Genomic DNA, 14062 nt, shown 5'->3' with positions numbered 1-14062 from the left:
AATGGAAAATTTAATATATGCAATAGTACTTTTACCACTTTTAGGTTTTCTTATTAACGGTTTATTCGGGAAAAATCTTCCAAAAATTGTTGTAGGTAGTTTGGCTACTGCAATGGTTTTTGCGTCATTCTGCATAGCTGTAGGCATTTTCATGAATTTCGACTCTGAAAGCCAACCCATAGTTGTAAGAGCTTTCGAATGGTTTAGGATAAATGGAGTTCAGATTAATTTTGGGTTTCAGATTGATCAGTTATCATTAATGATGGTAATGATTATCACAGGAATCGGTTCTTTGATCCATCTATACTCAATCGGATATATGAGCCATGATAAAGGTTTCTATAAGTTTTTTACTTATTTAAATTTATTTATCTTCTCAATGTTATTATTAGTAATGGGAAGCAATTACCTTATCTTATTCATAGGATGGGAAGGTGTAGGTCTTTGTTCCTATCTACTAATCGGATTCTGGTATACAAACGAAGAATACGGTAAAGCAGCAAGAAAAGCTTTTATTATGAACAGAATCGGTGACCTTGCGTTGCTAATCGGTATCTTCATGATTGCAGCTCAGACCAATGCTTTAGATTATATTTCTGTAGCACAAAATGCTTCAAAATTTGAATTAGACGGGACAGTAATTATATTTATTACAGCGAGTTTATTTATCGGGGCAACTGGTAAATCTGCTCAGGTTCCTTTATATACCTGGTTACCGGATGCAATGGCCGGTCCGACTCCTGTTTCTGCGTTAATTCACGCAGCAACGATGGTAACTGCAGGTATTTATCTGGTAGTAAGATCGAACTTCTTATTTACTTTGGCACCTACAGTTCAGGGGGGAATTTTATTAATAGGATTCCTGACTGCTGCTTTGGCAGGATTCTACGCACTACGCCAGAACGACATCAAAAAAGTATTGGCATATTCTACAGTTTCACAACTTGGATTTATGTTCATCGCTTTAGGATTGGGAGCATATACAACGGCTATGTTCCACGTAATGACACATGCATTCTTTAAAGCTTTATTATTCTTGGGTGCAGGTTCTGTAATCCACGCGATGAGTAATGAGCAGGATATGCGTTTTATGGGAGGTTTGAAAAAATACATCCCTGTTACACATGCTACTTTCCTAATCGGGACATTAGCAATCTCAGGATTCCCTTTACTTTCAGGGATGATTTCTAAAGATGAAATTTTAGTAGCAGCTTTCGCTAAAAATCCAATGTACTGGGTAATGTTATTCATTTTAGCTGCTATTACTGCAACATATATGTTCAGGTTGTATTATTTGACTTTCCATGGAGAGTTCAGAGGTACGGAAGAACAGAAACACCACTTACACGAAAGCCCTTCTAATATGACATTACCATTGATCGTATTGGCTATTCTTTCTGTATTAGGTGGATTGATTAACCTTCCTCACTTCATCGGTCATGGCCATTACGCAAAATTAATGGAGTGGTTGAAACCTGTTCTTACTGAGGAAAGCTTTAAACAAATGGAAGCTACTCTTTCGGGAGTTCCGTTTGGTACTGAAATGATACTTTTAGGAGCAACTGTTGTGATGTTCTTCTGTGTTTGGTTTATTGTTAAAAACACTTATGTTAATAAGAAAAAGCAGGCACTTCCAGAAGAGCAATATACAGGATGGGAAAAACTGTCTGCTAAAAAATTATATGTTGACGAACTTTACAATGCATTAATTGTAAAAACTGTTGAAGGATTAGGACGTGGAGGAAAGATGTTTGATAAAGGTATTCTTGATCGTTTCGTGGACTTTGTGGGTGAAGGAGCTGAAGATAGCGGAAAAGCTATGAAACGCATCCAGAACGGAAATGTTGAGAATTACATTCTTATCATGTCTTTAGCTGTGGGAATTATACTGATTGTTAACTTTATATTACAATAATGTCTGGTTTATTATTAACATTATTACTATTACCTCTAGTAGGTTCGGGATTAGTTTTTGCTTGGAAAAACAATTCCAGCAAATATTTGGCACTAGGAATTGCATTGATTCAAATGCTTGTAACCTTTTATGTTGCATCGGATTTTAATTTTAATCCCACTGTGGATAGCGTGTTGCAACATGAAATCAATTACCCTTGGTCACAATTTATAAAGAGCTCTCTTCACTTCGGTATCGATGGGATGAGTTTACTTCTTTTATTATTGACTAATATTTTAGCACCAATTATTATTTTATCTTCTTTTAATGAAAATGTAAGCTACAGAAATACATTCTATGGTTTGATTTTGCTGATGCAGTTCGGGCTTATAGGAGTATTCACTTCGCTTGACGGGCTATTATTCTACATTTTCTGGGAAGTAACTTTGATTCCGATCTGGTTTATTGCCGGACTTTGGGGTCAGGAAAATAAAAGATTGGAATTTACTACGAAATTCTTTGTCTATACATTCGTTGGGTCTTTATTCATGTTAGCAGGATTGATTTATGTTTACAATCACTCTGCATCATTTGCATTGACTGATTTATATAATGCTCAACTAAACGAAACACAGCAGACAGTGGTATTCTGGTTTATTTTCTTTGCTTTTGCAGTGAAATTACCGGTTTTTCCTTTCCATACCTGGCAACCCGATACGTATACTTATTCACCAACTCAGGGCTCGATGCTTCTATCAGGTATCATGCTTAAAATGGCAGTGTATGGAGTTTTACGTTATTTATTACCAATCACTCCGATTCCGATTGCAGGAATTTCAGGACAGATTGTAATCATCCTTGCAATTGTTGGGATTGTTCACGGTGCGTTAATCGCTATTATTCAAACTGATATGAAGAGAATCATTGCGTATTCTTCCTTCTCGCACGTTGGATTAATGGTTGCGGGTATCTTCGCTTCAGCAGTGATTACCTTAAGAGGGACTTTCAATATTGAAGGTGCTGAAGGTGCTTTGGTACAAACTTTTGCTCACGGTATCAATGTAGTAGGTCTATTCTACTGTTGTGATATTTTATACAAGAGATTTAAATCAAGAGACATCAGACAAATGGGAGGTCTGGCGAAAGTAGCTCCTAAATTTGCGGTATTGTTTCTGATTATTATACTGGGTTCAATGGGAGTTCCTTTGACTAATGGATTTATCGGAGAATTTATCCTGTTAAAATCAGTCTATGATTTCAACGGATTGGCAGCGGTAATCGCTGGTCTTACGGTAATACTTTGTGCTGTATACTTATTGAGATTTTACGGAAAAGCGATGTTTGGCCAGGGCGATGAAGCGGTTTTGAGTACGGCAAAAGATTTATCTGCAGTAGAATTCTCTGTATTGGCAAGTTTAGCGGTTTTTGTGATTGTACTTGGTATTTTCCCACAACCGATAATCGAAATGGTGAATAGTTCGTTAAAGTTTATCTACCAATCAATGGTAAGCTAATTTGATATTTTAAAAAATGAGTGTTTTAATTATTGTTTTCCTAACGGCAGTTGTTGCGTTATTTTCAGGAGTTTTTGAACAAGGGAAATTCGCAAGATACATTGGGATTTTGGGATTAATCATCGCATTATATGTAAGTTTCATGCCGGAATGTGCTTTCTTCGAAAAGTACAGACACATGTATGATTATACTGCAAATACTGCTTTATTTACTAAAATATCAATCGTAACGACATTATTATTATTCTTTTTGGGAGGCTTTGCATTCAGCAACCATAGAAGCCACCAGTCAGAATTATACGCATTGATGCTTTTTGCATTGTGCGGTGGAATTATTCTTTTTGGATACCAAAACTTAGTAACGCTATTTTTAGGAGTTGAAATCCTTTCTATTCCTTTATATGTAATGGCGGGAGCTAATAAAACGGATTTAAGGTCGAACGAAGCTTCAATTAAATATTTCTTAATGGGTGCATTTGCGACAGGTTTTTTGCTTTTCGGTATTGCATTTATCTACGGAAGTGTTGGAAGTTTCGATTTATATAAAATCCAGGATTTTGGAATTTCAAATCCTAAAGACGGAATGTTCATTTTAGGAGTTTTATTAATCTTTTGTGCATTGGCATTCAAAGTGGCATTGGCACCTTTCCATATGTGGAGTCCTGATGTTTATTATGGAGCCCCTTCATTAATCACTGCTTTCATGGCAAGTGTTGTAAAAATTTCAGGATTTTTCGCATTATTCAGATTAATGACAATTGGCTTCGGAGGAGTTACGGCAGAATGGATTAATGTTTTAGGGGTATTCTTAATCATTACATTACTTTTGGCAAACGTTATGGGTCTTGCGCAGACAAACGCAAAAAGAATGCTGGCATACTCTTCTGTTTCTCATGCAGGATACATCGGGCTGGTTTTCTACGGAATGACAATTCTTTCTACATATAATTTAGCATTTTATTTATTTGCCTATGCTTTATCAACTGTAGGAGTTTTCATGTGCTTGATTTATGTAGAAAAACTGAAAAGAGAAACTTCTTTTGGAGCTTTCAAAGGATTGGCAAAGTCAGAACCTTTATTGGCGACAGTAGCAGCCATTTCCATGCTTTCAATGGCGGGAGTTCCGTTAACAGCTGGCTTCATGGGGAAATTTGCTTTATTCTCTCAGGCAATGAATTCAAAACACGGAGTATTTCTGGTTTTAGTTGCTGTTTTAGGTTCTGCAGTTTCAATTGCATATTACCTGAGATTGATTATTGCAATGTTCTTCTTCAAAGAAAGTACTTTCAAATCTTCAGAGAAAGTAACACTGACTTATAATATTGTTGCAGTATTTGTCATTGTTTCCATCATTGCTTTAGGTGTTTTTCCTGATTTATTTGCAAGACAATTCGGGTTGTAAAACCAATCTTAAAAGATAAAAATCAAAAGCACAGCAGCAATGTTGTGCTTTTTTTATAACTTTACTTTAAATTTCAGCTTTGGCAAATCTTTACAAGAAAGACGCTCCATTTCAGGTTTACATTTCGTTCAAAAAATATTTGGATGTGTTGGAACATATCCGTTACAATGACAGGCTTGAATATCGTGTCAATTACGCTGAATCGTTGATTGAAAAAACAAAAAATTTTCAGGAACTGAGAGATGGATTTCAGGATTTAAGCTTACTTGAAAAAAATGAAGATCTCATCAAACTCCTTTTGGCAGACCTCTTTCCGACCGGTCTCACCAATAATGAAATAAAAGCGGCAAGCATTCCTCTTTCCAATATTACCTTCAATTACACTGAAAGATTCAAAAATATTTTAAAAGATGCCGGAAAAGATTTCGAAATAGAATTGAGGAATATCAATGACGACGAATTTTATGTTTTTTGCTGCTGTCTGATTTTACAGGTTTATTTCAAACGTGATATAAAATCTACCCTACCCTTTTACTATGACATCCCGAATAAGCAAGGGATTATGAAACATTATAAAATCACGGTAAATTCAGATTTTAGCGAAATTTATCCTACGGAATATGCAAAAGTACCAAGTGAAAGTGTGATTGATATGCTGCTTGAGAATTTGGACGACATCAAGCTGTGGAAAAAATATTTCCCTTCAAAGTCATGGATTTTAAGTGGCTTTACTATTATTTCTCTCGTTGACTGCACTTCAGAAGTAGCTTTATCAGATTTGAAATCAAGTATGATAAAAATTGATCCGGAAAACCTGATTCCCGATGAGAATTTGACCGAGATTTTCAAATCCTATTTTGATATTTCCGAACTGAATTTTGGATTAATGCTTTTCAATAAAAAGGAAAAAAGGCTTGAAAAAGTTCCGATTTATGAAAACGTTTTTACCAATCATATTCTTGATTTCTGGATTAATACTTTTGACGAAGAAATAAGAAAAACAGCTTTTGAGAATTTTAATTATAATTCAAAACCGATCGTTGTTTCCAATGTTGACAATCTAGATCATCAAATCAAGAAAATGCCTTCCTTCAGTATTTTAAAGGAAAATAATATCAATAGTTTTATGGTAATTCCGATAATGAAAGACAACGAACTGTTAGCTATCATGGAATTTACATCACCTCAACCCAACAGCTTAAATGGTTTAAAGCTTAAAAAACTGGAATTTTTCGTTGATATGATTTTGTTTTCACTGACAAGATTCAGTTTTGAAAGAAACAATCAGATTGAAGCAATTATCCAAAGAGAATATACGACCATCCACGACAGTGTGGTCTGGAAGTTCAGAAACGAAGCTGAAAAATATTTCAATGCCTCTTTAGCAAAGAAAATGTACACTTTAAAACAGATTTCTTTTAAAAATCTTACGCCGCTTTTTGGTTTTTCAGATATTCGTTCGTCTTCGGAAAAGAGGTTTAATTTGATGCTTGAAGATTTAAATGACCAGATAGAATGTCTTCATGAAATTTTTGCACTGGTTAATTCAGATTCAGAGAAATATTTACTCGCTTTAGATATTTTTGAAAATGAATTAAATAACGAAATAAAAGCAGATACAGAGCAACGCCTCCAAAGGTTATTGAGAGATGAGATTCACCCTTATTTACAGGGAAAACTTGAAGTAAAAAGCACAAAAGAGGTTAAAACAAAAATTAAAGATTATTTTGCTAAAGTTTTTCCTCAAAACCACTTATTCTACAGTCACAGAAGAAGTTTAGACGAATCAATAACATTGGTTAACAGAAAATTAGCGGATATACTGGATGAAAGCCAGGTAAATGCTCAGCAGATTTTCCCGCATTATTATGAAAGATTTAAATCTGATGGCATAGAGCATAATTTGTACATTGGGCATAATATCGCGCCGGATTTACATTATACCTCTAAAATTGTTCATAAACTGAGATATTGGCAGTTAAAAACTATTTGCAATATAGAACAGGAGTTTCAGAGCTTCAAAAAAGATTTACCTATTTCTTTAGATATTGCTTCACTGATTTTTGTTTATAATGAGAAAATAGATATCCGTTTTCGAATGGATGAAAAGCGCTTTGACATCGACGGAGCCTTCAATTCTTATTATGAAATCATTAAAAAGCGCCTTGATAAAGCACATGTAAAAGATTCCCAGGAAAGAATTACCTGCCCCGGAAAAATTACGATTGTTTACTTTGGTATGGAAAATCAGAAAGAATACTTAGACTACATCAGCAAACTTCAGAAAAAAGGGATTCTTCAGAATGATGTGGAGTTTTTACGAGTCGAGGATTTACAGGGAATTACGGGATTGCTGGCATTGAGGGTTTCTTTGGTATAAAATTAATCCACAAAATAAGAATCCGGTTTTTTCAATTCACCCTGTGGGATTTCCGCCTGTTCAAAAATGGAAAACTCTATTGTTCTGCAAATACTGTTCAGTGCCAAATCATTTTCCTCTTCACCAAAAGGCTCACCAATCTCCTGAATAATGGCATCCAAAGCAATAAAAGTATAGCTTATCAAAAGGACAATCAAAGGCATCATCCAGCCCAGAGTATCAACCAATCCAAAAGGCAGCCAAAAGCAATACAAATATACTGTCCGATGAAGCAAAACACTGTAAGCAAACGGTAAAGGTGTATTATAAATTCTCTCGCAGCCTCCAGAAATATTAGAAAATTGATTTAATTGATGATCCATTTGAGTTAAGATAATCGTATCAATATTACCTTTTTTATGTTGCTCATTCAGCCAGTCTGCAATGAATCCTAAAATGATACTTGGAATAAACTTTTTACCTTTCAATTGTTCTGCCTGTTCCGGCGAAAGCAATCCTGAAAGATGCTCTGTTCCGGGTTTATCCCTTAGCTGATAATTTAAAGACCAGCAGAAAGCGGAAATTAATTTAACTATTTCCTGTTTTTCCACTTTCGACGTATTCGGTACAAAAGATAAAATCTGTCGTGTCAACGAACGGGTTTCGATTACCAGTAATCCCCAAAGTTTACGCCCTTCCCAAAATCTGTCATAGCTCGCAGAATTACAGAATCCCATAAAAATAGCCAATGCAAGACCTAGCAAAGTAAAAATAGTCGGGTTAAGATGAACTTTATAATCAAAAATCCTTCCTTTGAAAAAATAGATTGCCAAAGAAAACAACAGAATCACAGAAAGCTGAACAATGATTTTTTTCAACACAGATCCTTTCCATATAAACAGCATTTTCAGCCAATTCGTGCGCTGTCTGATAATCATTTTTTATGTAAGTTTAAATTAAATTTCAACATTAAAGACTAAGAAAAGCATATCCGAAAGACAATACGGAAATAATAATTCCGGCCATGAAAATTTTATATGTTGTAGACAAAAGCTTGTATTTTCTATCCAGCACTTTTCCCAGATAGTACAAATCTTTCACCATAGAATCATAAATATAATCTCTGTCTTTGATTAAGTCCTTCATTGCATTATGATAATCATCAAAAAGCATTCTGTTAAAATTACCAAAGAATAAAAGATTTACTTTCCTGTCTATAACATCCTGATTGGTGAATTTTGCCTTTGTGACGTTCGGTTTTGTAGATAAAATTGCGAAAATTATAGTCAAAACACTGGATAACAGCAAAATGAAACTAGGAATTACCAAATGAGAATTTTTCGGAGCGTCTAATTTTGGCACCAAAACAGAAAGACAGACTGAGATGATAATTGCATTTACAGAAAGTAAAATATTTGCTTTGCTGTCTGCAATATCACTTAATCTCGTATGATTATTCAAAGTCACCCTGAATAACGTGTCTACGCTTCTGTCAGATTTCGTTTCTTTTTCTTTTTTGTTATCAGGGCTATCCTTTTTTTCATCTTCTTTTTCCAGTTTCTTCTCGATTTTCTTAATATTTTTCTTTTTTAGAGGATCCCAATTTTCTTTTGCATAATCTGTATAATAATGATGCTTATTTTTCAGCATATCCAGGTTTCCGGCATTCCATTCATCATTTGAAAAACATCTTACATTGGTAAGCTCCCATTCTTTTCTTAAAGCATCAGAAATATCGTTATAATCATGACTTGCAAAATGGCTGCAGTCTGCATCTTTTACAATTTTTTCTAAAAGATTCTGTGGTTCGTAGGTTATTTTTGTTGCCAAAATAAGTTTTGCAACATCCTCAATATAATTTTCAGGATAATTTTCTTTTTGTAGAAAATCTTTCACAATCTTCACACCTTCCTCTTCATGATTTTGGGCACATTCTATATAACCCGTGTCATGAAACCAAAGAGCCAATAATACTTTCTCCTGATCCTCGCCGGAAACAGGCGTATTTTTCATAATTTCTTCAGCCTTATTGACCGTATAGGTGGTATGAATAAAATTATGATAAAAATATACAGAAGATAACTTATCTTTGAATAAGATTTCAACATAATCTCTAGCTTTGCGTAAAATGCTCATTCCTGAATTTTTGTTAATGTAAATTTATGAATTTATCCTTGAAAACTCATCTAAAAAAAACTTCTATTATCGTTAGGGTTCTATTGTCTGCCGGAGTCATGTATTCCTGCGCAACATATAACGTGAAAAAGGGTAAAAACTTATTTGAAGTAAAAAATTCTGATATAAAATCTGAAAATGACTTTAAAATTTTCTTAGTCGGTGACGTCGGAAATGCAGACGAAATACAGGCTCAGAATACCTTGAATTTATTGAAAAGTAAGCTAGATTCTGCTGATAAAAATTCTATGCTGATTTTTTTGGGCGATAATATTTATCCGGGCGGAATGCCGAAAGAAAGTGACAGAGGCTATCCTTTAGCCAAACAAAAACTTGAAAACCAGCTTGCCATTTCGAAAAATTTCAGGGGAAAAACAATTGTAATCCCCGGAAATCATGATTGGTATAATGGTCTTGACGGGCTGAAAGCTCAGGAAGAATTTGTAAAAACCTATTTAAATGACAAAAAAGCATTTTTACCAAAAAATTCTTGTCCCATTGACGATATTAATCTTACAAATGACATAAAATTAATTGTTATTGATACAGAATGGGCTTTAGTAAATTGGGACAACTATCCGGGAATTAATAAAAACTGCACCATAAAAACCCGTGAAGATCTTTTCACTGAATTTAAAGATTTGATTAACAAAAATCAGGACAAAAGGATCATCGTTGCGCTTCACCACCCTATTATCAGCACCGGCGTGCATGCAGGTTTTAATTCTGCAAAAGCTCACCTTTACCCGTTAAAAAGCAGGATTCCGGTTCCGGGTATTGCAAGTTTGATTAATATTGTAAGAAGCTCCTCCGGAGCGAATCTGGAGGATATTAATAATCAACACTATGCTGACTTATCCAACCGTTTAAAAAGCATGGTCCAGGACAAAGACAATATTATTTTTGTTTCCGGACATGATCATAATTTACAATATCACGAAGAAAGAAATATCCGGCAAATCATCAGCGGAGCGGGTTCTAAAGTTGATCCTTCCACTATTGCCGAAAAAAGTGATTTTTCCTACGGTGGAAATGGTTTTGCAATTTTAAATCTTAGAAAAGATCAAAGCAGCGATGTTGAATATTTTTCTACAAAAGATAATCAATTAGAAAAACTGACTCATATTTCGGTATTTTCAAAACCGGATGCATTTATAAATAATTTTTCGGAGACCCTTCCCAACACATTTACATCAAGTGTGTATCCTGAAGAGTTTACCCAAAAAGGGAAATTTTACAGATGGCTTTGGGGAGAACATTACAGAAAATATTACGGAATACCCGTAGAAGCTCCTACAGCAAACATCTCTGAATTAGATGGAGGATATACTCCATTCAGGGAAGGTGGCGGAAATCAGTCCAACAGTTTAAGGCTAAAGTCTAATAACGGCCAGGAATTTGTAATGCGTGGCGTAAAGAAAAGTGCGGTTCGTTTCCTGAATAATATGGCTTTCAAAAAAAGCACTTTCGGGAATGAACTGAACAATACATTCCCGGACAAATTTCTATTGGATTTTTATACAACCAACCATCCTTTTACTCCTTTTTCTGTCGGAAATTTAGCTGATAAAGTAAATATTTTCCACAGTAATCCAAGATTATATTATATCCCGAAACAAAAGGCTTTAGGAAGATATAATGAAAATTATGGAGATGAAATGTATATGATTGAAGAACGTTTTTCTGCAGATCCAAAAACTTTAGAATCATTAGATAACGCAAAAGATATTGTTTCTACGGATGATGTATTGAAAAATTTAACTAAAAACTATAAATATTCTGTTGATAAAGAATCTTACATCAGAGCGAGAATTTTTGATATGCTTATCGGTGACTGGGACAGACATTCGGACCAATGGAAATGGGCAGAATATAAAGATGGAGACAATATAATTTACAAACCTATTCCCAGAGACAGAGATCAGGCTTTCAGTAAATATGATGGCGTCGCGTTTAAAATTATCATGAATATCCCTGCAATTCGTCACATGAAAACATTTAAAGACGATATCAAAAATGTAAAATGGATGAATATGGAACCTTATCCTTTGGATTTGATTTTCCTGAAAAGTTCTACTCAGGACGAGTGGATTGCCCAGGCAAAATATATCCAGGAACATTTATCGGATAAAGACATTGAAGAAGCCTTTGATAATTTACCAGAAGAAGTAAAAGATGAAACGATTACTGATATTCAAAGAAAATTAAAATCAAGGAAACTAAAATTACAGAATTATGCCTCTCAATATTATGATGTTTTACAGGAAAAAGTTCCATTGGCAGGAACAGTAAATCCTGATAAATTCGTCATTACCAAAACAGGAAATTCTGTCAATGTAAAGCAATATAAATTAGGCAAAAAACAGGAAAGTCCGGAATTAGTATTTGAAAAAACATACGATGATTCCAAAACAAAAGAACTTTGGATTTATGGTTTGGAAGACGATGATATCTATGAGGTAACGGGAGATGGAAAGCCCAGAATGACCATCAGATTAATCGGAGGATACAATCATGATGTTTACAATGTTGAGAATGGAAGCAGAGTGAAAATTTATGATTTTAAATCCCAAAAAAACACATATAATGCAAAGACGGCAACAAAAAATATTACGGATGACTACGATATCAATACGTACAATTATAAACATCCGAAATATAATTTCTTTGCAGGGTATCCAAACCTTGATTACAACCCGGATGACGGAGTAATCATCGGCGTTTTGGCAAATTATACGGTGAATAATTTCATTCGTGATCCATATACTCAAAAACACAGTTTAAGAGCGAATTTTTATACCGCAACAGGCGGATTCAACCTGGCTTATAAAGGAATTTTCAAAAAAGCTATTTCCGGATGGGATCTTAATCTTGATGCATTTTACTCTACTCCGCGTTTTGCTGAAAATTTCTTCGGATTGTCAAATGAAAGCCCTTATGATAAAGAAAATACAGAACGCGAATACAACAGGGCCAGAATTTCAAAGATTTATTTTGCACCATCAATTTCTAAAAAAAGCTGGATGAATCTTGAGCATCAGTTTCAGCTTAGCTTTGAAAACAATAAAATAGAGAGAAAAGGTGACCGTTTTGTAGATGTTTCACCTGATGTAAAACCTGAAGTTTTCAATGATCAGCAATTTGGAGGTGCCAATTATACTTTCAGCTTCAAAAATTCTGACAACAGTGCTTTCCCGACTTTGGGTATGGAATTTTTATTAAATGCAGCATGGAAAACCAATCTTTCAGATTTTAATAAAAACTTCGTAACATTAAAAGGAACTTTAACCATCGACCATAAAATCGATAAGAGAGGAATTTTCGTTTTTGCCAATTCAAGCAATGGAATGTGGATTAATAATAATCATTTTGAATTTTATCAGGCAGCCTCAATCGGTGGAAATAATGGGTTGAGAGCTTTCAGAAACGACAGATTTTCAGGCAAAGCTTATTTTACCAACAATTCCGAGGTTCGTTGGGATTTCGGAAGAGTGAGAAATAATATTATCCCTGCAAACATGGGAATTCTGCTTGGTTATGACGTTGGCAGAGTTTGGAATGATAACGAAAAATCAAACAAATGGCATCAATCTGTAGGTACCGGATTCTGGATGAGCGTTGTAGAAATGTTCTCTGCAAGATTGAATTACTTTTACGGCTCAGATGGAGGAAGAATTTCCGCCACTTTGGGAATGACTTTTTAATAGTGAAGAAAATAAATAAAAAAACTCCGCAGAAAATTTCTGCGGAGTTTTTTTATTTATTGTAATAGAAATTTATATACATTCCCACCCGTCTGCTTATTTTTTTCATCAGCAATCAACAATGTTTTATCATCAAGATAAACAACTGCTTCTTTTTGCGAATTATGGTTTAATGATATTTTCTGAATGTTAGCAGCACTAAAATCATTTGCTTCAAATCCTGAAAGTATATGAATATTTTTATGATTTAATAATACAATTTTATTATTTGTACTGTTTATCGCGGCAGATGTAATCGCAGCATCGTTATATTTCCCGTTTAACTTTAATTTACCTATCAATTTCGCCTGAAAATCTCCTTCTTTATTGGGAACCTGAAAAACAAGGAAAGTACCGTCAAAACCTTTACTTCTGTTCTTTGTAAAAAGGTAAAAGTTTCCGTTAATTTCTACAAAAGCTTCACAATCATATAACCAGTTTGATTTCTTTGGCGGAAATTCTGTTTGGCCTTCATAATGAAACTTTGTAGTCTGAACTACTTTCGCTGTCTTTTGTGAAGAATTTTTTAAGTCTATCTTTAGAATAGAAAGATTTTGCCTGCGATTATCATTATTTCCAAAATCCCCAAGGTAAATATTCCCTTGGGCATCTTTTGTAATATCTTCCCAGTCGTTGTTTTCCGCATTTTCAACTAGAACGTCAGAAACGAGTTTTCCCTGCATATCCAAACCATATACAACATTTTTATTGCCCTGATCTTCGATAGCCCAAATTGTCTTTTTATCCTGAGACAAGGCAATACCGGAAACCTCTTTTAGTTTTTTGGGCAAAGAAAATTCTACTTTCAACTCATTATTTCTAGATGAGTCCTGAGCTTTGGGATTGCAACTTAACAAAAAGAATGCTGATAAAACAAAAAATCGCAACATATCTGTTTTTTTATTTTTTACTGAAACAAGAGAAGGTATTATATTTCTCTAAATTATGGATAATCTTAATGATGAAGGAAAAATA

8 protein-coding genes are annotated in these 14062 nt (G+C 34.4%); 5 read left to right on the top strand and 3 right to left on the bottom strand.

Features of this window, described 5'->3' with window-relative positions; all coding sequences use genetic code 11:
• Position 1 precedes the first annotated feature (1 nt).
• The 4 genes from nuoL (at position 2) to ACM39_RS12360 (ending at position 7190) form a co-directional block, all read left to right on the top strand.
• Positions 2 to 1915, top strand: a complete 1914-nt coding sequence (gene nuoL / locus ACM39_RS12375) for an NADH-quinone oxidoreductase subunit L (protein WP_048511360.1) — start codon at positions 2 to 4, stop codon at positions 1913 to 1915.
• Positions 1915 to 3408 (top strand): NuoM family protein, encoded by a 1494-nt coding sequence (locus ACM39_RS12370; RefSeq protein WP_048511359.1) that lies wholly within the window; start codon positions 1915 to 1917, stop codon positions 3406 to 3408. The genes nuoL and ACM39_RS12370 overlap by 1 nt, the downstream gene beginning before the upstream one ends.
• Positions 3409 to 3424: 16 nt before the next feature.
• Complete coding sequence (locus ACM39_RS12365) at positions 3425 to 4810, top strand: NADH-quinone oxidoreductase subunit N (RefSeq protein ID WP_048511358.1); 1386 nt, start codon at positions 3425 to 3427, stop codon at positions 4808 to 4810.
• A 79-nt stretch (positions 4811 to 4889) separates the two neighbouring features.
• Positions 4890 to 7190 carry a GAF domain-containing protein gene (locus tag ACM39_RS12360; RefSeq protein WP_048511357.1) on the top strand — a complete coding sequence of 767 codons (2301 nt, stop codon included), beginning with the start codon at positions 4890 to 4892 and terminating at the stop codon, positions 7188 to 7190.
• A gap of 2 nt (positions 7191 to 7192) precedes the next feature.
• Here ACM39_RS12360 and ACM39_RS12355 read toward each other — a convergent pair whose 3' ends face one another.
• Positions 7193 to 8107 (bottom strand): bestrophin family protein, encoded by a 915-nt coding sequence (locus ACM39_RS12355; RefSeq protein WP_048511356.1) that lies wholly within the window; start codon positions 8105 to 8107, stop codon positions 7193 to 7195.
• A 31-nt stretch (positions 8108 to 8138) separates the two neighbouring features.
• A complete protein-coding gene (locus ACM39_RS12350; RefSeq protein ID WP_048511355.1) occupies positions 8139 to 9305 on the bottom strand; it encodes a Pycsar system effector family protein in 1167 nt (388 codons plus the stop codon).
• Positions 9306 to 9331: 26 nt separating this feature from the next.
• On the opposite strand from ACM39_RS12350, the gene ACM39_RS12345 reads away from it, so the two are divergent.
• The gene (locus ACM39_RS12345) at positions 9332 to 13048 is read left to right on the top strand and encodes a metallophosphoesterase (protein WP_048511354.1); all 3717 of its coding nucleotides are present in this window, start codon (positions 9332 to 9334) and stop codon (positions 13046 to 13048) included.
• Positions 13049 to 13104: 56 nt separating this feature from the next.
• On the opposite strand, the gene ACM39_RS12340 is transcribed toward ACM39_RS12345, so the two are convergent.
• On the bottom strand, positions 13105 to 13977 hold the full coding sequence (locus tag ACM39_RS12340; protein ID WP_048511353.1) for a hypothetical protein: 873 nt from the start codon (positions 13975 to 13977) through the stop codon (positions 13105 to 13107).
• Between the last annotated feature and the right edge of the window lie 85 nt (positions 13978 to 14062).

It is taken from the genome of Chryseobacterium sp. FH2, from assembly GCF_001045455.1.
Taxonomy (GTDB): domain Bacteria; phylum Bacteroidota; class Bacteroidia; order Flavobacteriales; family Weeksellaceae; genus Chryseobacterium.
This window is presented reverse-complemented; position numbering and strand designations above follow the sequence as displayed.